8 protein-coding genes are annotated in these 21,865 nt (G+C 66.0%); 3 read left to right on the forward strand and 5 right to left on the reverse strand.

What is annotated here, in order from left to right; translation table 11 throughout:
* Positions 1-364 precede the first annotated feature (364 nt).
* From CAG18_RS21530 to CAG18_RS21550, 4 genes are all read right to left on the reverse strand, one after another.
* Positions 365-8,218: a non-ribosomal peptide synthetase gene (locus tag CAG18_RS21530; protein WP_085721503.1), complete on the reverse strand. Its 7,854-nt coding sequence runs from the start codon at positions 8,216-8,218 to the stop codon at positions 365-367.
* Position 8,219: 1 nt separating this feature from the next.
* Positions 8,220-14,684 carry a non-ribosomal peptide synthetase gene (locus CAG18_RS21535; RefSeq protein ID WP_085721504.1) on the reverse strand — a complete coding sequence of 2,155 codons (6,465 nt, stop codon included), beginning with the start codon at positions 14,682-14,684 and terminating at the stop codon, positions 8,220-8,222.
* A gap of 445 nt (positions 14,685-15,129) precedes the next feature.
* Positions 15,130-15,390, reverse strand: coding sequence for a DUF3077 domain-containing protein (locus CAG18_RS21545; RefSeq protein WP_015271332.1), 261 nt, complete (start codon positions 15,388-15,390; stop codon positions 15,130-15,132).
* A gap of 728 nt (positions 15,391-16,118) precedes the next feature.
* Positions 16,119-17,102: a TauD/TfdA family dioxygenase gene (locus tag CAG18_RS21550; protein ID WP_085721506.1), complete on the reverse strand. Its 984-nt coding sequence runs from the start codon at positions 17,100-17,102 to the stop codon at positions 16,119-16,121.
* Between the two features lie 181 nt (positions 17,103-17,283).
* Between CAG18_RS21550 and azu the strand changes: the two genes are divergently transcribed.
* The 3 genes from azu to CAG18_RS21565 all read left to right on the forward strand — a co-directional run bounded on the left by azu (position 17,284) and on the right by CAG18_RS21565 (position 20,733).
* On the forward strand, positions 17,284-17,733 hold the full coding sequence (gene azu / locus CAG18_RS21555; RefSeq protein WP_085721507.1) for an azurin: 450 nt from the start codon (positions 17,284-17,286) through the stop codon (positions 17,731-17,733).
* Between the two features lie 34 nt (positions 17,734-17,767).
* Positions 17,768-19,420, forward strand: a complete 1,653-nt coding sequence (locus CAG18_RS21560; protein ID WP_085721508.1) for a cyclic peptide export ABC transporter — start codon at positions 17,768-17,770, stop codon at positions 19,418-19,420.
* 155 nt (positions 19,421-19,575) lie between these two features.
* Complete coding sequence (locus CAG18_RS21565) at positions 19,576-20,733, forward strand: ATPase (protein WP_085721509.1); 1,158 nt, start codon at positions 19,576-19,578, stop codon at positions 20,731-20,733.
* Positions 20,734-20,869: 136 nt separating this feature from the next.
* Here the strand turns inward: CAG18_RS21565 and CAG18_RS21570 are convergent, their stop codons facing one another.
* Positions 20,870-21,805, reverse strand: coding sequence for an aspartyl/asparaginyl beta-hydroxylase domain-containing protein (locus CAG18_RS21570; RefSeq protein ID WP_013973745.1), 936 nt, complete (start codon positions 21,803-21,805; stop codon positions 20,870-20,872).
* Between the last annotated feature and the right edge of the window lie 60 nt (positions 21,806-21,865).

A 21,865-nucleotide genomic window follows, 5' to 3' on the forward strand; every position in this document is an offset into this window, starting at 1 on the left:
AGCCGGTGCCATCCACCGCGTCGCCTGCTTCGCGGGTGAACCCGCTCCCACAGGGACCCCACCAGCTGAAGGAATGCGCCGTACCTGTGGGAGCGGGCGCGCCCGCGAACACCGGCGCAGCCGGTGCCATCCACCGCGTCGCCTGCTTCGCGGGCATGCCCGCTCCCACAGGGACCCCACCAGCTGAAGGAATGCGCTGTACCTGTGGGAGCGGGTTTACCCGCGAACACCGGCGAAGCCGGTGCCATCCACCGCGTCGCCTGCTTCGCGGGCATGCCCGCTCCCACAGGGACCCCACCAGCTGAAGGAATGCCTCATATCTGTGGGAAAGGGTTTACCCACATGCACGGATCACATCAGGGCCTCAGGAAATCAGCTCATCGAGCTCTTCCATGCTCAGGCTATCGAGCAGCGCCAGGGATCTGGCCAACTGGTCCTGGGTGGAATCGACCATGGGCGCCCTGGTCTCCAGCTGGCGACTGAAGTCAGCCAGCACCGGGAACTCGAAGAGTTCTTTCAATTCGGCCACTACCCCCGCTTGCTCCCGGATGCGCACGATCACCGAGGTGGCCAGCAAGGAGTGCCCGCCAAGCTGGAAGAAGTTGTCACCCAGGCCAACCCTCTCCAGCTGCAGCACATCGGCCCAGATCGCCGCGATCTGCTGCTCCAGATCACTCTGCGGCGCGATGTACTCGCCCTGCAACTGGCTGGCATCCGGCTGCGGCAGGGCCTTGCGGTCCAGCTTGCCGTTCGGCGTCACCGGCAGCTTGCCGAGCAGCAGCAGGTGCGCCGGCACCATGTAATCCGGCAAACCGGCCTTGAGCGCCTCGCGCAGGCTGTCGCGCAATGCGCCTTCGTCTTGCGTGCTGTCGACGGGCACCACATAGCCCACCAGCTGCTTGCCGCTTGGCCCGTCCTGGGCCAGCACCACGGCTTCCTGCACACTCGGCAGCTCCAGCAAGCGCGCCTCGATCTCGCCCAGTTCGATGCGCAGGCCGCGGATCTTCACCTGGTGGTCGATGCGCCCGGCGTAGTCGATCACGCCATCGGCGCGGTAGCGCGCAAGGTCGCCGGTGCGGTACAGGCGCCCGCCGGTGCCGCTGAATGGGTCTGGCACGAAGCGTTCGGCGGTCAGCGCCGGGCGCTGGTGGTAACCACGGGCCAGGCCGACGCCGCCAAGGTACAGCTCGCCGGCACTGCCGCGCACCGCCGGTTGCAGGCTGCCTTCGAGGATGTGGGTCTTGAGGTTGTCGATCGGCTGGCCGATCGGCACGCTGATGCTTTCGTCCGGCTGGCAGGTCCAGTGGGTGACGTCGATCGCCGCTTCGGTCGGGCCGTACAGGTTGTACAGGCCCGCCGCCGGCAGGCGTTGCAGGGTCTGGCGGGCCAGTTCGGCCGGCAACGCTTCACCACTGCACACCACGCGCTTGAGGCTGATGCAGCTTTCGACCGCTTCGTGGGTCATGAACGCCTGCAGCATCGACGGCACGAAGTGCAGCGTGCTGATACCGTGGTGGTTGATGGTTTCGACCAGCAGCTGCGGGTCGCGGTGCGCGCCCGGCTGGGCCATGACCAAGCGCGCACCGGTCATCAGCGGCCAGAAGAACTCCCACACCGACACGTCGAAGCTGAACGGGGTTTTCTGCAACACGCTGTCGCTGGCGTCCAGGCCGTAGGCCTTCTGCATCCAGCACAGGCGGTTGACCAGCGCCTGATGGCTGTTGCCAGCGCCCTTCGGGCGACCGGTGGAACCGGAGGTGTAGATCACGTAGGCGAGGTTCAGCGGGGCCACGTCGACATTCGGGTTGGCATCGCTGTAGCCGCCGAGGTTCTCGGTGTCCAGGTCCAGGCTGCGCAGGCCGGCCGGGATCGGCAGGGTCTCGCGCAAGTGCGACTGGGTCAGCAGCAAGGCGATGCCGCTGTCCTGGAACATGTAGCTCAGACGGTCCTGGGGATATTCCGGGTCCAGCGGCACATACGCGCCACCGGCCTTCACGATACCCAGCAGGCCGACGACCATCTCCAGGCTGCGCTCCATGGCGATGCCCACCAGCACGTCCGGGCCCACGCCCTGCTCGCGCAGCTTGTGCGCCAGCTGGTTGCTACGGCGGTTGAGCTCGGCATAGCTCAGGGTCTGCTCGCCAAAGACCAGTGCCGGGGCATCCGGGGTGGCAAGTACCTGCGCCTCGATCAGCTGGTGAATGCTGCGCTCGTCCGGGTACGTCGCCTGGGTTTCGTTCCAGCCTTCGACCATCTGTCGCTGTTCTGGCAGGCCCAGCATTGGCAGCTCGCCAATCACCGCGTCAGCATTCTCCGTCAGCGCCTGCAGCAGGTTGGCAAAGTAGCCAGCCAGGCGGCCAATGCTCTCGTCGCTCCACAGCGCACGGTCATGGCTGTACTGCATCGACAGCGTGGTGCCCAGTTCCACCACCAGGGTCAGCGGGTAGTTGGTCTGCTCCTGCACGGCCACGTCGCCGAAGCGCAGACCACCGGGCGCGCCCTGTTGCAGCGCCTCGGCCACCGGGTAGTTCTCGAACACCAGGATGCTGTCGAACAAGGCGTCACCGCCCTGCCCCGCCCAGCGCTGAACATCGTACAGCGGGGTGTGCTCGAACTCGCGCACGGCCAGGTTGCCGGCCTGCACCAGGCCGATCCACTCGGCCACGGTCTGCTCGGCACGCGGGGCACCGATCACCGGCAAGGTGTTGATGAACAGGCCGATCTGTTCCTCTACCCCCGGCAGGTCTGCCGGGCGGCCGGCGACAGTGGCACCGAAGCACACGCTGGCCTGGCCGGTGCAGCGCTGCAGCAGCAGCAGCCAAGCCGATTGCACCAGGGTGTTGACCGTGACCCGGTTGGCCCGGGCGAAGGCTTCGATGCGTGCGGTCTGCTCAGGGTCGAAGGCCAGGCGGTGGTCGCCATGACCGCTACCGCTTGTGCCTGCACTGCCGGCGATGGCCTGGGCCAGGCGGATCGGCTCGTCCAGGGCGGCAAGCTGGGCTCTCCAGAAGGCTTCGGCAACGGCCGCGTCCTGGCCCTGCAGCCAGGCGATGTAGTCGCGGTAGTGCGTGGCCTGGGCCTGCGGCGCCAGGCCGGCATAGCGCTGCAGCACTTCGCCCAACAGGCGCGAGGTGCTCCAGCCGTCCATCAGGATGTGGTGGTTGGTGTAGATCAGGTGGTGGCGGGTATCGCCCGTGCGTACCAGTACCAGGCGCAGCAGCGGCGCGGCAGCAAGGTCGAAACCGCGCTGGCGCTCACCCTCGGCCAGAGCCTGCAATGCCTGCTCCAACGCCGGCTGGCCACGCCAGTCATGCTCGCTGCATGGCAGTTCGACGGCCTTGCGAACCACCTGTACGGCTTGCTCCAGTTCGCCTTGCAGGATGAAACCGCTGCGCAGGATGTCGTGGGCATCGAGCGTGGCCTGCCACGCCTGGTTGAAACGCTGCACATCCAGCCCATCCACATCCACGCGCAGCTGGTTGATGTAGTTGCCGGCCTGCTGGTCGTAAAGGGTGTGGAACAACATGCCCTGCTGCATGGGTGACAGCGGGTACACATCGGCGATCTGCCCGGCCTCCAGCGGCAAGCTGTCCAGTTGGTGCTGGGTCAGCGCGGCCAGCGGGAAGTCCGACGGCGTCACGCCCTGGTGCCGCGCATCGCAGCAGTGCTCGACCAGCTCTGCCAAGGCCTGCCCGTAGGCCTGGGCCAGCTTCTCGATGGTGGCCGGGTGATGAACGTCGGCGCTGTAGGTCCACTCCAGGAACAGCTCGCCGCCGTACACCTGGCCGGTGATGCTCAGCCAGTTGCCCAGTTGAGCACCGGCACATTGGGTACGGCCTGCGCTTTCCCCGCTCGGAGTGAACAGGGCGCCGGCCTCGGCATCGAAGCTGGCATCGAACTGGCCCAGGTAGTTGAAGGTGACACGAGCCTGGGCGGCACGCTCGAGCTGGTCACGCACTTCAGCATCGCCGAAGTAACGCAGCAGGCCGTAGCCGAGGCCTTTGTCCGGCACGCCGCGCAGTTGCTCCTTGATTGCCTTGATCGACTGGCCAAGGTCCTGGCCGGGTGTGAGGCGCACCGGGAACAGGCTGGTGAACCAGCCCACGGTGCGGCTGAGGTCGAGGTCGTCGAACAGGTCTTCCCGGCCATGGCCCTCCAGCAGTACCTGCACGTTGTCCTGTGCGCTCCACTGGCACAGGGTGCGCGCCAGCGCGGTCAGCAGCAGGTCGTTGATCTGCGTGCGGTAGGCCGCCGGGGCCTGTTTCAGCAGCTTGGCGGTGCGCTCGGCATCCAGCCGTGTGGCAGCGGTACGGGCATGGGTGTTGGCCAGGCTGCCCAGCGGGTTGTCACGCGGCAGTTCGGCGTGGTCGCCGGCCAGCGCCTGCAGCCAGTAGTCGCGCTGTGCTTGCAATGCGGGGCTGCCGGCATGGCTGGCCAGGCGCTCGGCCCAGGTCTTCACCGAGGTGGTCTTGGCGGGCAGGCTCACGGCCTGGCCGTTCAGCAATTGCCGGTAGGCCGCTTGCAGGTCTTCCAGCAACACCCGCCACGACACGCCGTCGACCACCAGGTGATGAACCACCAGCAGCAGGCGCTGCTGGCCATCGGCGAAGTCGAACAGTTCGGCACGCAGCAGCGGCCCGTGCTGCAGGTCCAGGCTGACCTGCACCTGGTTGCCGGCGGCGTCCAGTTCACTTAGTGCTGCCAGGTTGCGCTGGTGCAGCAGTGGCGCATTGTCCAGCGGCTGGAAGCGCGCCTGCCACTGGCTTTCGCCACGGCTGAAGCGCAGGCGCAGGGCATCATGCTGCTCGACCACGGCGCGCAGGGCTGCCTCCAGGTGTTGCACCTGCACCGAGCCGGCCGGCTTGAGCAGCACCGACTGATTCCAATGCGCCGGCTGGGCGATCTCCATCTCGAAGAAACGCGCCTGGGCCGGCAGCAATGCCACCTCGCCGCTGGTGGCAGTGTCCACGGCTGCGGCCGCAACCGCTTGCTTGGCCTCGATGCGCTTGGCTACCTGGGCCAGCTGGGCGATGGTTTGTTGTTCGAACAGCTGCTTGGGGGTGATCCGGATGCCCTGGCGTTTGGCCCGGGCGATGATCTGCAGGCTGAGGATCGAGTCGCCGCCCAGTTCGAAGAAGTTGTCGGTGCTGCCGACCTGCTCCAGCTTGAGCACATCGGCCCACACTGCAGCCAGCTTCTCCTCGATATCGCCTTGCGGCGCCACATAGCCACGGCTGACCGCGCCCGGTGCCAGCAAGGCGCGCTTGTCGAGCTTGCCATTGGCGGTCAGTGGCAGGCGCTCCAGCAGCAGTATGTGCGCCGGCACCATGTAGTCCGGCAGGCGTGCCTGCAATTGCGCCTGCAGTTGCTGCACGGTCACGCCTGCATCGGCCACCCCGTAGGCCACCAGCTGCAAGCGCTCGGCATCGCCCTCCAATGGCAAGGCCAGTACCACGGCCTCGTTGACACCAGGCAGGCCGGCCAGCACCCGGCCGACTTCACCTGGCTCCACGCGATAGCCGCGGATCTTCACCTGGTCGTCGGCACGGCCGATGAACTTGACCAGGCCATCGGCAGTCAGCCGCGCGCGGTCGCCGGTGCGGTACAGGCGGGCACCACCCTCGGTCGGCACGAAGCGTTCGGCGGTCAATGCGGGCTGGCCCAGGTAGCCCTGAGCGACACCCTGCCCGCCCAGGTAAAGCTCACCGGGCACCTGCGCCGCCAACGGGTTGAGGTAGCCATCCAGCACCTGGGCGCAGGCGTTGCCCAGCGGGCGCCCGACCGGCACCGTGCGGCAACCTGGCAGCGGCTGCCCCGGCTCGAAGGTGAGCACGCCGACAGTGGTTTCGGTCGGGCCGTAGTGGTTGATGACCCGGCAGGCCGGGCGCAGTTCGCGGATTTTTTCCAACAGGCCCCAGCTGCATGCCTCACCACCCAGGATCAATGCCTCGGCGGGCAGCACATCGGCGGCGCGGGCCGCTTGCAGCAAACCTTGCAGGTGGCTCGGCACCAGCTTGAGCACGCCAACCTGGTGCTGCGCCATGTAGCTGGCGAAGCCATCCGGGTCGAACGCCAGTTCCTGTGGCAACAAGTGCAGCAGGCGGCCCGAGGCCAAGGCACCGAACAGCACGGTGTGGCCCAGGTCGGCCGCGGTGGTGGACACCATCGCCATGCTCGCCGCGGCCGGCAGTTGCAGGCGCTCCAGCACCGCCTGGGTGTAGCTGGCCAGCGCCCCGTGGCTGACCACCACGCCTTTCGGCTGGCCGGTCGAGCCCGAGGTGTAGATCAGATAGGCCGGTTGCTCGGCGGCAATGGCCACCTCGACCGGGCTGTCGCTGCAGGTTGCCCAGGCGGTGTGATCGCAGGCAATCCGCTGCACGCCGTCCAGGCCGGCGAAGCGCTGGTCGGCCGGCTCATGCAGCAGTACGGCGGCGCCACTGTCGGCAATCAGTTGTTGCAGGCGCTCCTGCGGCTGCTGGGTGTCCAGCGGCAGGTAGGCGGCGCCGGTCTTGAGCACTGCGAGCAAGGCGCCGACCCACTCGATGGAGCGCGGCAGGCACAGGGCAACGATGCTGCCAGCACCGACGCCGTGCTGGCGCAGGTAGTCGGCCAGGCGGTTGGACGCCGCCTCCAGCCCGGCCTGGGTCATGAACCGGTCACCGGCACGCACACCGCCGTGGGCCTGGCCTTGCGCCATTGCCTGGCGCCACAAGGCGAGGAAGTCGCCGTGCGGGTAGGCCTGCGTGGCCGCCGGCAGCAGCGTCGCCAATTGCGGGCTGTCGACGATCGCCTGCTGCGGGTCACGGATCAGCGCATCCAGCACCTGGCGCAGCGAAGCGGCCATGCGTTCGATAGTGGCCTGCTCGAACAGGTCGGTGGCGTAGGTGAAATAGCCTTCGATGCCGTCGGCCTTGTCGGAGAAGTCGAACGCCAGGTCGAAGCGGGCATCGCCGCCGTCACGGGCAAAGCCTTCCACCTCCAGCGCGCCCAGGCGCTTGCGCCCTGCATCGCTGGCGGCCACGTGCTGGTTGATCTTGAACTGGAACAGCGGGTTGTGGGCCAGGTTGCGCTCGGGCAGCAAGGCATCGACCAGGTGCTCGAACGGCAGCTCCTGGTGCGACTGGGCGCCGCCGATCACGTCTTTGACCTGCTCCAGCAGTGCGGCGAAGGTGGCGCGCTCGTCCACCTGCACGCGCAGCACCTGGGTGTTGATGAAGAAGCCGATCAGGCCTTCCAGCTCCTTGCGGTTGCGCCCGGCGTTCGGGGCGCCGATGCGGATGTCGGCCTGGCCGCTGTAGCGCGACAGCACCACCGCCATGGCCGCCAGTACCAACACGAACAACGTGTGGCCACCCTTGCGCGCCTGGCTGCGCAGGGCCTCGGCCTGTTCGGCGCCGATGTCCACACGCACCACCGCGCCACGCTGGCTGGGCGTGGCCGGGCGCTCGAAGTCCAGCGGCAGGCTCAGCACCGGCTGCTCGCCGCCCAACTGGGCCTGCCAGTAGGCCAGTTGGCGCTGCGCTTCACCTGCCTCGAGCCAGGCGCGCTGCCAGATGGCGTAGTCGGCGTACTGGATCGGCAAGGCCGGCAACTCGGCCTGCCGGCCTTCGGCCAGGGCGCTGTACAGCTGGATGAATTCCTGCACCAGCACATCGCTGGACCAGCCGTCCGAGATGATGTGGTGCATGCTCAGCGCCAGCACGTGGTGATCGGCGGCCACGCGCAGCAGGGTCACCCGCAGCAGCGGGCCGCTCAGCAGGTCGAAGGGCTGCTTGAGGGCGGCGTCCACGGCCACGCTCAGCGCTGTCTCATCGACGGCACCGTCGAGCATCAGCAATTCCAGCGCCAGCGGGCAGTGCTCGAGGATTTCCTGGTAGAACTCGCCCTCCTCCGAGGCAAAGCGCGTGCGCAGCGATTCGTGGCGTTGCACCAGCGCATCCAGCGCCTGCTGCAGCACTGCCTGGTCCAGCGCGCCCTTCAGGCGTACCGCCATCGGCACGTTGTAGGCTGGGCTGTCGGGCTCCAGCTGCCAGAGAAACAGCAGGCGTTGCTGGGCGTACGACAGCGGAATACGCGCCAGGCCCTGGCGCGCGGGCACGATAGGCAGCAGGCGGAAGCTCTGGCCGGTGGCCTGCATCTTTTCCAGGATCTGCTGGCGTTGCTCCACAGGGAGGCCAACGAAACGTTGGGCGATACGTTGTGCGGCAGTGAGTTCCATGTCAGGCCTCTGTGAATGCATTCATCATGTGTTCGATATCGCTCAGGCCATCGTCGGAGAGCGACAGGCCCTGCTCGTCCAGTGCCTGGGCGAACGCGCGTAGTTCGGGGTGGCTGAAGATCAGCCGCAGGGGTATGTCCAGCCCAAGCTCGACGTTGATCCGCGACACTGCCTGGGCCGCCAGCAAGGAGTGGCCGCCCAGCTCGAAGAAGTTGTCGCTCAGGCCGACCCGGGCAACGTTAAGCAACTGCGCCCAGATGTTCGCGAGCTGCTGCTGCCGCTCGGTCTGCGGCGCCTGGTAGTCATGCTGTGGCTGGTTCGGGTCGGGCAGCGGCAGCGCCTTGCGGTCGAGTTTGCCGCTGGGGGTCAGCGGCATGCTCGGCAGGGTCACCAGGTAGGCCGGGATCATGTAGTCCGGCAGGCTGGCCTTCAGGTACTGCTTCAGGGCCTGGCGCAGATCGCCGCGGTAGCCTTCGGCCGGCACCGCATAGGCGCATAGCTGCTTGCCACCGGGCAGGTCGATGGCCAGCACGGTGGCTTCGCGAACGTCCGGGTGCGCCTGCAGGTACTGCTCGATCTCGCCCAGCTCAATACGGAAGCCGCGCACCTTCACCTGATGGTCGACCCGGCCGCGATAGGCCAGCTGGCCGTTTTCGTCGTAGCAGCCGAGGTCGCCGGTGCGGTACAGGCGGCCACCGCCAACCGGGTCGAACGGGTCGGGGATGAAACGCTCGGCGGTGAGTGACGGCCGCTGGTGATAACCGCGCGCCAGGCAACCTGCCCCGCCGATGAACAGCTCGCCGGGCACGCCCACCGGCGTCGGCGCCAGGCCATCGTCCAGAGCATGCAGGGTACGCCCCGGCAAGGCACGGCCGATCGGTACGCCGCCCAGGCTGATCTGCTCCACGGTCATCTGCGAACAATCGTAGGTGGTGGCGACCACGGTGGCTTCGGTCGGGCCGTAGGTGTTCAGCAGGCGCACTGCTGGCGGGCCATCGGCCAGCCAGGCGCGCAGGGCATCTTCCGGCACCGCCTCTCCCCCCACGTGAATCTGCTTCAGCCGGCCATAGGCCGCGGGGGCTCGGCGCTCCAGCGCCAGCAGGCGCCAGTAGGCCGCCGGCAGGTCGGCCACGGTCACGCCGTGGCGGTTGATCTCGTCCAGCAGGGTGGCGGTGTCCCACAGCCGCAGGTCGCGCAGGACCACACAGGCGCCCTGGGCCAGCGGCGGGAAGAACTGCTCGATGAAGCCATCGAAGCTGATGGTGGCGAACTGCAGCACGCGATCGCTCGGGGTGAGGCGCGAATAGTCGCCGGCCACCTGGCAGAACAGCGACAGGGCCTGGTGGTCGATGGCCACGCCCTTGGGCATGCCGGTGGAGCCGGAGGTGTAGATGACGTAGGCGAGGTTGTGCGGTGCCGCCAGGTTGGCCAGCGGTTCGGCGGGCCAGGCTTGCAGCCACTCGGTGCCCGGCTCCAGTACCACGCAGGGCAGTTGCTTGCCCAATTGCAGGCGCTCACGCGAGGGCGCATCGGCCAGCAGCAGGCCGATATTGCTGTCCTCGACCATGTAGGCCAGGCGTTCTTGCGGGTAGTCCGGGTCCAGCGGCACATAGGCGCCACCCGCCTTGTGAATGGCGATCAGCGCCAGGGCCATGCCCAGGCCGCGCTCGACAGCCACGCCAACCAGGCAGTCCGGCCCCACACCCAGCGCCCGAAGGCGGTGAGCCAGCTGGTTGCTGCTGCGGTCCAGTTCGGCGTAGGTCATCTGCTGGTCGTCGAAGATCAGCGCCAGCGCATCCGGCCGCTCGTGGGCCTGTCGCGCCAGCAGCTGGTGCGCACACAAGCCGCTGCCAGCCTGGGGCGCCGGGTTCCAGCCGTGGGTCAGCTGCTGGCGTTCGCAACTGCCAAGGAAGTCCAGCTCGGCAATGCAGCATTGTGGTTCGGCGCAGATGGCTTCCAGCAGTGCTTGCCAATGCCCGGCCATGCGCTCGATACGCGCGGCATCGAACAGGTCGGTGCAATAGTTGAACGAGGCCGTCACGCCATCGGAGCGCTCCAGGGTGTTGAGCGATATGTCGTACTGCGCGCCCGGCTCCAACAGGTCCACTTCCTTGACCTGCAGGCCGTGCAGGGCATCGCTGGACACCTGCTCGCCGAGGTCGCGCAGGTGGTTGTACAGCACCTGGAAGATCGGGTTCACACCCTGGTCACGCTCCGGATACAGCGCCTCGGCTACTTCGAGGAACGGCACATCCTTGTTGGCCTGGGCCTGCAGGGTGGTCTCCTTGATCGCCGCCAGCAGCTGCGAGAACGGCTGGCTGCCATCGACACGGATACGAGCCACGACCACGTTGATGAAGAAGCCGATCAGCCCCTCAAGCTCCAGGCGGTTGCGGTTGGTGACCGGCACGCCAATGTTGAGCGTGCCCTTGCGGCTGTAGCGCGACAGCACGATGGCATAGGCCGCCAGGAACACATGGAACAATGTGGCGTTGGATGCCACCGCCAGTGCCCGCAGGCGCTCGGTGAGGGCCTGTGGCAGGCGCACGTCGAAGCGGCTGCCCTGGTAGCTTTTGACCTGCGGGCGAATGCGGTCGGCAGGCAGTTCCAGCACTTCGAAGTCGTCTTCCAGGCGGGCCTTCCAGTAGTCGATCTGCGCCTGCATCTGCCCCTCGGCCAGCCACTTGCGCTGCCAGGCGGCGAAGTCGGCGTACTGCACCGGCAGCGGCTCGACGGCTTGCGCCTGGCCCGTGGCGGCGGCGTTGTAGGCGGCGGCGAACTCGCGCACCAGCAGGCTCATCGACCAGCCATCGGAGACGATATGGTGCAAGGTCAGCGACAGCAGGTGCTCCTGCGCATGCACCCTGAACAAGCGTGCGCGCAGCAGCGGGCCGTGCTCCAGGTCGAACGGGACGAAGGCTTCAGCTTCCAGCTTGCGCATCTGCGCGGCGTGGTCCTGGCCGCTGAGGTCTTCGAAACCGATCGGTACCGTGGCAGCCGGCAGGATGCGCTGCCAAGGCAGGCCGTCGGCCTCGACGAACACCGTGCGCAACGATTCGTGGCGGGCCACCAAGGCATCCAGCGCTGCCTCCACGGCGCAGTGGTCGAGGTGGCCCTGCATGCGCACGGCCATCGGCGTGTTGTAGGCCAGGCTTTCGGGGTTGAGCTTCCAGAACAGCCACTGGCGGTTCTGCGAGGGGGACACTGGCAGCGGTTGCTGGCGATCGAGGATTTCGATGTCCAGGCCTGCGCCCTGCTCGCCTTCGGCCACGGCCTGGGCGAAGGCCTGCAGGTCGACGGTGTCGAACAGGCTGCGCAGCGGAATATCCACGCCCAATTGCTTGCGTATCCGCGATACCGCCTGGGTGGCCAGCAGCGAATGGCCGCCAAGGGCAAAGAAGTTGTCGCCCAGGCCTACCTGCGGTACTTGCAGGACTTGCGCCCAAATCTGTGCCAATTGCGTTTGCAGCGGGGTCTGCGGCGCTTGATAGGCCACCTGGGTGGCGGCGGGTTCCGGCAGTGCCTTGACATCGACCTTACCGTTGACCGTGACCGGCAGGTGCTCCAGCACCATCAGGTGGGTCGGCACCATGTGCTCGGGCAGCAGGCTCTTGAGGCTGGCGCGGATCGATTCCTGCCAGGCCAGGCTGTCGGCCGGCATCTGAACGGGCACCAGCCAGGCAGCCAGTTGCAGTTGCGGCCCTTGGCCATGCACGCGCACCAGGGCATTGGCGACACCGCCCAGGGCACGCAGCTGGTTTTCGATTTCGGCCAGTTCCACGCGATAGCCACGGACCTTGACCTGGCCATCCATGCGACCGGCGAACTGCAGGTCGCTGCCTTGGCGAACCCAGTCACCGCTGCGGTACAGGCGCTGGCCGTGGCCGTTCGGGTCGGGAACGAAGCGCTCGGCGGTGAGTGCCGGGCGGTTCAGGTAGCCACGGGCCAGGCCGGCGCCACCGATGTACAGCTCGCCCTTGGCTTTGGCCGGCAGGGGTTGCAGGCAGCGGTCGAGCACCGCGACGCGGGTGTTGGCCAGTGGCTGGCCGAGGCTGGCCTGCCCGTTCAGTTCGGCGACCAGCACACCGACGGTGGTCTCGGTCGGGCCGTAGTGGTTGAACACCTTGAGCGCCGGGGCCAGGTTGCGGACGTTGCCCAGCAGGCTCGGGCTGATGGCCTCGCCGCCGAGCACCAGGCACTGGGCCGGCAGCGCCGAGCGGCCGGCCACCAACATGGCCTCCAGGTGCGACGGTACGATCTTCAGCGCGTCTACCTGGTGTTCGATCAGGTAGGCGGCGAAGCCTTCGGCATCCAGCACCTGCTCGCGTAGCAGTAAATGCAGGGTGTGGCCGCCGCACAAGGCGCCGAACAGCATGGTGTGGCCAAGGTCGGCAGCCGGGGTCGAGACCTGGGCCATGCTGCGGATACGCTCGAGCGGCAAACGTGCGGCGATGCCTTCGACGTAGTTGGCCAGGGCGCCGTGGCTGATCGCCACGCCCTTGGGCTGGCCGGTGGTGCCGGAGGTGTAGATCACGTAGGCCAGGTTGGCCGGCGTCGGGGCGATACGGGCGGCGCTGCCGTTGCCGGTTTGCGCCCAGTCCAGGCGCTGCACGCCCTCGGGCAGTTCGGCCTGCCAGTTACCGGGCGCCAGTACCAGGCGCGTACCGCTGTCGGCAAGCATGTAGGCCAAGCGTTCGGCCGGCTGCTCGGGCTCCAGTGGCAGGTAGGCGCCACCGGCCTTGAGCACGCCGAGGATGCTGGCGAGCATGCCGACACTGCGGTCGGCCAGCACGCCGACCAGTGTGTCCGGCCCTGCTCCGGCTTCCACCAGCCGGCCTGCAATGGCCTCGGCGCGGGCATCGAGTTCGGCGAAGCTGGCCTGCTCGTCCGCAGCCATCACCGCCGTGCGCTTGGGGTGGCGGCTGGCGGCGGCGGCAAAGCGCTGGTGAACCAGCAGCGTTGCGTCAGCCTGCGCAGGCGCGCCAATGGCAGGGGCCAGGCCTGGCAATGGCAACTCGCCAACTGCGCCACCCGCTTCGTCGGCCAATGCCTGCACCAGGGCTAGCCACTGCTCGCCAAGGGCTTCGACGGTGGCCGTATCGAACACGTCGGTCGCATAGGTGAACGCTGCATGCAACTGCCCCGCTCGCTCATGGGTATCCAGCGCCAGGTCGAAGCGGGCGCTGTGCTTTGCCAGCACGACTGGCGCCAGGCTCAGGCCGGAGCGGGTCTCGATGGCTTGCACATCCGCCACCTGCGCCTGGTGGTTGAACAGCACGCGGAACAGCGGGCTCTCGCTGCTGCGCGGCAGGTCCAGGGCTTCGACCAGTTGCTCGAACGGCAGGTCCTGGTGGCTTTGCGCGCCTAGGGCGGTTTCGCGCACGCGCTGGAGCAGGCCGGTGATATCCAGCAGCGGGTCGATTTCGGTGTGCAGTACCTGGGTATTGATGAAGCAGCCGATCAGCCCTTGGCTTTCGGCGCGGTTGCGGTTGGCGATGGGCACGCCGACACGGATCGCCGACTGGCCGCTGTAGCGCTGCAGTAGCAGCTTGAAGGCGGCCAGCAGGGCCATGAACAGGGTGACGTTATGCTTGCGTGCCAGGCCGCGCAGCCGTTCGACGACATCTGCGGCGATGGGGAACTCGTGACGCGCGCCACGATAGCTGGGGCGGCCCTGGCGGCTGCGGTCCAATGGCAGCTCCAGCGGCGAATGGTCATCGCCCAGGCGCGCCTGCCAGTAGGCCAGCTGGCGCTCCTGCTCACCGGCCTGGAGCCAGCTGCGCTGCCACAGGGCGTAGTCGCGGTACTGGATCGGCAGCGGTTCCAGGCGGGCTTCGCTGCCGGCCACGGCGGCGTCGTACAGGTGCAGGAATTCGTCGATCAGCACGTTCATCGACCAGCCGTCGGCGACGATGTGGTGCAGGGTGAGCAGCAGGATGTGCTCCTCTGCCGCCAGTTGCAGCAGGCGCACACGCAGCAGCGGGCCGCTGGCCAGGTCGAAGGGGGCCAAGGCTTCGGCTTCGGCGATGGTTTCGACGGCGGCCTGACGGGCGCCCTCGTCCAGGCCGGCCAGGGCATCCTGGTGCAGCTGCAACGGGGCGGCGCTGGCCTCGACCTGCTGGCGCACGTCATCGCCGTCGGCGACGAAGCGGGTGCGCAGGGTTTCGTGGCGGGCCACCAGGGCATCGAAGGCGTGCTGCAGGGCGGCCAGGTTCAGCGGGCCATTCAGGCGCACGGCCATGGGCAGGTTGTACGCCGCGCCTTGCGGGTCGAGCTGCCAGAGGAACCACATGCGCCGCTGGGCGTACGACAGCTGGTCACGCTCGGCCACCTCCACCCCGGGCGCAATCGGCAGCACGGAAAAATCCATGCCCTCGCCCTGCAGCGCCTTGAGGAACAGGCGGCGCTTGTCGGGGCTGAGTTCGATGAAGCGGCGGGCGAGCTTGAGCGTTTGGTCGGCATTCATGTCGAGCGGTGTCCTGGCAGTCGAGCGGTAACTGTCAGACGAAGGTGTGGGGGGTTGATTTAGGGGCGCCAACCTAAGGCCCAGCACCATCCCTGTGGGAGCGAGCGTGCCCGCGAATCAGGCGACGCGGTGTATGGCACCGGCTGCGCCGGTGATCGCCGGCAAGCCAGCCCCACACCGACCGCGCAGGGAGATTGCCCAGCCCTTCGGGTTGCGCAGTCGCATAGAGAACAAGGTTCGAGAGGGTGTCACATTCCCGGTGGGAGCGGGCATGCCCGCGAAACAGGCGACGCGGTGGCTGGCACCGGCTCCGCCGGTGTTCGCGGGCACGCCCGCTCCCACAGGAGTTGTGCACAGCCTGAGGCATTCAGCATAACCTGAGGCATGCACAATCCCTGTAGGAGCGGCTTTAGCCGCGAAAGGGCCAGCCCAGTCAATACAAGGATCAGCGCAGCAAACCCAACTCGGCATCATCCAGCAGCGCCTTGGCCATGGCTGCAAAGTAATGCGAAGCCCAGAGCATCTGCTGATCGCCATCCATCAAACCGGTCAGTGACAAGTCGCGTGCATAGCCCATCAGCTCCGAGGCTTGCTCCCGGGCGCTGCGGCAGGGGATGCCCTCAGCGATACGGAACAGCGGATGGGTTTGGCCTTCGCCTTGGTAGAAGTAGGTAACGCCGGGGGTGGTTTTGGTTTCGTCGGTCATTGGTTTTCCTGAATGCTCGGTGACCGCCTCTTCCGTTTCCACAGGAAGGGTGGCGGCTGTACACGGGGTGGAAACCCGAGTGCATTCAAGGAAAACTCGGTAGGCACGAGGCCTCCCGGGTACAGCCGCCATGAACGACATAACCTGAAATGCTTGCTGCAGGTTTCCACACCCGATCGCTGAACCGTCAGCGACAGGCAAAGCCTAGAGTGCGGGATTTGCAGGAACAATCAGACGCGTGTCGACAGAGGTTGTAGGGTATTTCGCAGGGGGTGGAGTTGCCAGTCCCGAGGCGTAGGAAGAGTCTGGAATATTTGTAGGCTGCAGGAGGCATGTCTGGGGAATGCATCTGGGCTGACAGGTGTTCGCCACAACCCTTTCAGTGCCTGTGAGATCGAGCGCCGCCCGCGCGGCGCTTCGCGGGACAAGCCCGCTCCCACATTTGTTGCAACGTGCCGAACCTGTCAGGCCATGGTTGCCAGCCTTGGTGGGTTGACTGGATTTCTGAGTTGGCATTGCTGCCGCATCACCTGTCTCAAGCCATGCACCTAGGCTGACAACGCCTCTCCCACAGGCATGGCCACGTTGCAACAAATGTGGGAGCGGGCTTGTCCCGCGAAGCGCCGCGCGGGCGGCGCTCGATCTCACAGACCCCACACCTCTCAAGGCAGGCACATGGCAAGCGCCACGCCTCTCAAGGCAGGCACATGGCAGCCCTCACTCCCGAATCAGCCCAACACCTCGCTATACCCCTGCGCCATCGCCACCACCACCTTGCGCTTGCCGGTAAACGGCGACCGCGCATGCGCCGCGAGCATGTTATCCAGCATCAGCACATCGTTCTCCAGCCAAGGGAAGCTAATGGTGCATTCATCCAGCACCCCGCGCACTTCCTCGAGCAGCGAATCCTCGATGGTCGTACCGTCGCCGTAGTACACGTTACGCGGCAGGTCCTCTTCCTCGACGATGTCCATCAACGACTCGCGCACTTCTGGCTGCAGGTTCGACACATGGAACAGGTGCGCCTGGTTGAACCACACATCCTCCCCGGTCACCGGGTGGCGCGCCACCACCTGGCAGCGCTGGCGGGTGCGCAATTCGCCGTCATCCTTCCAGATGCACTCGATGGCATGCGCCCGGCAATAGGCCTCGACCTGGCGCGGATCTTCAGTGTTGAACACCTGCGACCATTCCACATCAAGGTCGTTGCCGTAGTTACGCACGTACATCAGCCCCTTCTCCACCAGCCGCTCACGAATGCGCGCCGGCATGCGCCGGTACACCTCGCGGCTGTCGGCAATCGGCGTCTCGCCACCGGTCTCGGCGGGGATCACGCTGTAGAACCAGATCTTCATCGGCCATTCCAGGGTATAGGCCTGCTCGTTGTGCAGGGGGATGCTCTGGTGCGCCGGGTACTCGGTGGAGGTGTACACGCCCTTGGTCACGTTGCTGCGCGGGGTGGAGCCAAACTCGTAGTTGAGCAGCGGGTGACCGAAAGAAGCAGCGAACTGGCGGAAAGCTTCGGCACCACCCACCTCGAAGCCGCGAAACAGGATGCCGCCAGCCTGCAGCAGGTGCCGGTCCACCAGCGGCTGCAACTCGGCAAAGGCTTCCAGCAGGTCGATGCCCGGCTCCGGCGCGCGCACCAGCAGTGGCAGGTTGCCGCGTGCAGCGTCCAGGGGTTCGATCGCAAAGCTCAGCAGTTCACTCATGTCCGGTCACCTCAGGCCAGGGCCGCATAGGCGGCGAAATCGGGATGTGCGCCATGTCGGCACCTGACTGAATGAACGAGCGGGCGATGGGGAAATTCACCTGGGCCGCACACACAGGTAAAGCCGGCGCGCGCCGGTTCGTCTGAACGATGTGCACCCTTCTATCGCCCAGGAACCGTACATGACTCGCCAGCTTCTGCTCCTCGCCCTGCTCGCCGTGGCCCCTGCCGCCTGGTCGGCGCAGCCATGCGCCGTGGAAATCCATGGCACCGACCAGATGACCTTCGACAAGGCCGCCATCACCGTGCCCAAGGCCTGCGCCGTGTTCACCGTCACGCTCACCCACCCTGGCGACATGCCGAAGAACGTGATGGGCCACAACTGGGTGCTGAGTACCCAGGCCGACATGCAAGGCGTGCTCGACGACGGCCAGAAAGCCGGCGAGGCACTGGACTACGTGAAGCCCGGCGACACCCGGGTGATCGCCCACACCCGCCTGATCGGCGGCGGTGAAACAGACAGCGTCAGCCTCGACACCCGATCACTGAAAGCAGGTACCGCGTACAGCTTCTACTGCTCGTTCCCGTTCCACGGCACCTTGATGAAAGGCTCCCTGACCCTCGGCAGCTGACCCCGCCCCCACCTCACCAGCGAGATCACGCTTCATGAAAACCTCCTCCCCCGGGGCCATCCGCGAATTGCTGGGCCTGCTGAAACCCTACCGCCCGGCGGTAATCGTCTCGGTGCTGCTGGGCATGCTCGGCGGACTGGCCGTGACCGCCCTGCTGGCCACCGTCAACCAGGGCCTGCATGCCGCTGGCGGCATGAGCCAGGGCGTGATCCTGGCCTTCGCCGGCCTGTGCGTGCTGGCCCTGGTCAGCAGCGTGGCGGCCGACAGCGGCACCAACTACGTTGGGCAGAAAGTCATCGCCAGGCTGCGCAAGGACCTCGGCGCCAAGGTGCTGTCGGCGCCGATCGAGCAGATCGAGCGCTACCGCACCCACCGCCTGATCCCGGTGCTGACCCGCGACGTCGACACCATCAGCGACTTTGCCTTCGCCTTCGCCCCGCTGGCCATCTCGCTCACCACCGTGACAGGCTGCATGGCCTACCTGGCCTGGCTGTCGTGGCCGATATTCCTCATCACCCTGGCAGCCATCGGCATCGGCAGTGGCATTCAGTACGTGGCCAGGCAAAAAGGGGTGGCCGGCTTCAACGCCGCCCGCGATGCCGAAGACAACCTGCAGAAGCACTACTCGGCCATCGCCGAGGGCGCCAAGGAGCTGCGCATCGACCGCCGCCGCCGCCATGCCATGCTGACCCGCAACATCCAGGGCACCGCCGACTTCATCGCCAACACCCATATCCGTTCCATCAACATCTTCGTCGCGGCCAAGAGCCTGGGGTCGATGCTGTTCTTCGTGGTCATCGGCCTGACCCTGGCCCTGCAATCGCTATGGCCGAGCAACGACCCGGCGGTGATGAGCGGCTTCGTGCTGGTGCTGCTGTACATGAAAGGCCCGCTGGAAACCTTGATCGGCAACCTGCCTATCCTCGGCCGCGCCCAGGTGGCGTTCCGGCGCATTGCCGACCTGTCCGAGCGCTTCTCCTCGCCCGAGCCGCACCTGCTGCTGGAGCCGCCGGTCAAGCGCGCCGCCCCGGCCAGCGCGCATCTGGAGCTGCACAACGTCGAGTACGCCTACCCGCCGGTGGACGGCAACGAGCCGTTCCGCGTGGGGCCGGTGAACCTGAGCATCGAACCGGGCGAGATCCTGTTCATCGTCGGTGAGAACGGCTGCGGCAAGACTTCGCTGATCAAGCTGCTGCTGGGCCTGTACACCCCGCAACGCGGCGAAGTGCGCCTGAACGGCAAGGCCGTCGGCCCGGAGGGGCTGGATGACTATCGCCAGCTGTTCACCACGGTGTTCGCCGACTACTACCTGTTCGACGACCTGCCCGAGCATGAACACAGCCTGCCCAGTGATGCCACGCGCTACCTCGAGCGGCTGGAAATCGCCCACAAGGTGAGCGTGCGCGATGGTGCCTTTACCACCACCGACCTGTCGACCGGCCAGCGCAAGCGCCTGGCACTGGTCAATGCCTGGCTGGACGGGCGGCCGGTGCTGGTGTTCGACGAATGGGCGGCGGACCAGGACCCGACCTTCCGCCGGGTGTTCTACACCGAGCTGCTGCCGGACCTGAAGCGTTTGGGCAAGACCATCATCGTGATTTCGCATGATGACCGGTATTTCGATACGGCGGACAAGGTGGTGCACCTTAGCCGGGGGAAAGTGGTGGAGGCGTTGGAGCCGGCTTGAAGCAGCAAAGGGGGGCTGCGCGCCCCCTCATCAAACACGACCTATAATCGCTCTATAGTCTGTCTATAATTCCCTATAAACACCGCCCCTGTCAGATCTATAATGCCTCTATAATCAATCTATAATCGACTATAAATTGAAACGGAGGGGCCGAGATGCCTGAAACTGTCTATCACCGTCCGGCGCTTGCGTCCCGCCTGTCGAAATTGATCCTGCAAGTCGCCGTGGGCAGCGCAGCAAGCTCTGGTGTGTTTCTCGCTGCGCCACGACGTACCGGGAAATCCACCTTTGCCCGCGAAGACCTGCGCCCGGCCCTCGAAACAGCCGGGGCCATTGTGCTGTATGCCGATCTGTGGAAAGACCTGACCAAAGATCCCGGGCAAGTCATCGTAGAAGCGGTGCGTGATGCGGTCGGGCGTAACGAAGGCTTCATCACGCGGCTGGCAAAGTCATCTGGCATGGAGAAGGTCACTGTCGGCGGCCTGAATTTCAGCGTGGACAAGATCGGGCTGGGGCAAGATGTCGACCTGACCACCGCCCTGGCGGCGCTCTCCGATGAGTCCCGCAAGATCATCGTGCTGATCATCGACGAAGCACAGCATGCAATCACGACCGAGCAAGGAATAGCGGCGCTGTTCGCCCTCAAGGCAGCCAGAGACGAACTCAACAGTTCGAAGCACCATGGCTTGCGCATCGTCTGCACCGGTTCAAACCGGGACAAGCTGGCCATGCTGCGCAACAGCAAGGACCAGGCGTTCTTCGGCGCCTCCATGGTGCAGTTCCCGACCCTGGACCAAGACTTCATCGACTGGCTGTGCGCCAATATTGACCTGCCATGCGCACTCGATTCAACGGAGGTGTTTCAGCTCTTCAAGGAAAGCGGCTATCGCCCAGAGCTATTGGGTGCGGCCGCGGATGAAATCCGCTTCGACTTCGGCATTGAACCCGAGGCCATTCCGGCACGCTTCAGAGAGCTTGTTCAGGCACAAGCCAATGACTTGAACGCAAACCTGAAAAAGGTGATCCACAGCCTCACGCCTATCCAGGCTGCGGTTCTACGTGTCATGTGCGCAAAGGGGAACGACTACGCGCCGTTCGAGGCCCCGACCCTGGCACTGTACGCCAAAGCGATGGAACAGGCTGGCGTGGATGCGAGCGAAGTGAAGGCCGAGGTACCGGGGGTGCAGCAAGCGCTCATCGCCTTGCAGGACAAGAACCTGGTGTGGAAAGCATCGCGGGGGGTGTACGCGGTAGATGAACAGGTGATAGTCGATATCGTGCGAGCGGACGGTTTGCTGGAAGGTCTTGCCTGAGTGGTTTTCTGAGAGGACGCCGGGGGCGCTTTGCGCCCCTATCGCGACACAAGGCCGCTCCTACAGGAGTACTCGATCACCTGTAGGAGCGGCCTTGTGTCGCGATGGGCTGCAAGGCAGCCCCAACAGGCAGAAATCAGAACAGCCAGTGATACAACAGGTACACCACCACCGCCGCCAGCACCGGCCGCAGCACGCGGTAGGCCTTGGGGTTGGCGCGCTTGAACTGCTTGACCTGGCTACTGATCCGGTTGCTGAAGCGCTTGCTCCAGGCGTAGGCCTGGTTGATCCCGCCAACGCGCTCGTCATCAGTGTTCTGCGGCGCGGTGGCACGGCCGAGGAAGGCGCTGACCTTGCGGTTGATGCGAGTCATCAGCGGGCTGCTCAGCGGGCGTTCGATGTCGCAGAACAGGATCACCCGGGTAACGTCGGTCTCGTTCTTGACCCAGTGCACGTAGGTTTCATCGAACATCACATCCTCACCGTCACGCCAGGCATATTCCTCGCCATCGACGTAGATGCGGCAAGCATCGGAGTTGGGGGTGGACAGGCCCAGGTGGTAGCGCAGGGAGCCGGCGAACGGGTCGCGGTGCGGGTTCAGGTGGCTGCCGCCGGGCAGCAGGGCGAACATCGCACCCTTGACGTTGGGGATGCTGCTGACCAGCTCGACGGTGCGCGGGCACAGGGTTTCGGCAGAAGGCAACGGTTTGTCGTACCACTTCAGGTAAAAGCGCTTCCAGCCTTTCTTGAAGAACGAACCGAAGCCGGCGTCGTTATCCTTCTCCGCGGCGCGGATGTAACCCTCGTCGAACAGGCGCATGGCCTCTTCGCGGATTTCCTGCCAGTTGTCCTTCAGCACGTCCAGTTCGGGGAAGCGCTGACGGTCCAGGTAGGGTTTGGACGGTACGCCGGAAAACAGGTACATCAGGCTGTTATAAGGGGCGAACAGCGCCGAATGGTTGACGAACTGGCGCAACACCGGCAAGCGAGCCTTGCCGCGCAGGTGCACGAACAGCACGCTGCCAAAAAACACCAGCAAGACACCCGCCTTGGCTGCAAAGGAAAAGGTCATGCTTTCACTCCTTGAGGAAGAAACAGGGCCATTCGCCCTGCTCTCCGATAAATCATCCTG

This window comes from Pseudomonas sp. B22(2017), assembly GCF_002113105.1.
In the GTDB taxonomy this organism is placed as follows: domain Bacteria; phylum Pseudomonadota; class Gammaproteobacteria; order Pseudomonadales; family Pseudomonadaceae; genus Aquipseudomonas; species Aquipseudomonas asiatica.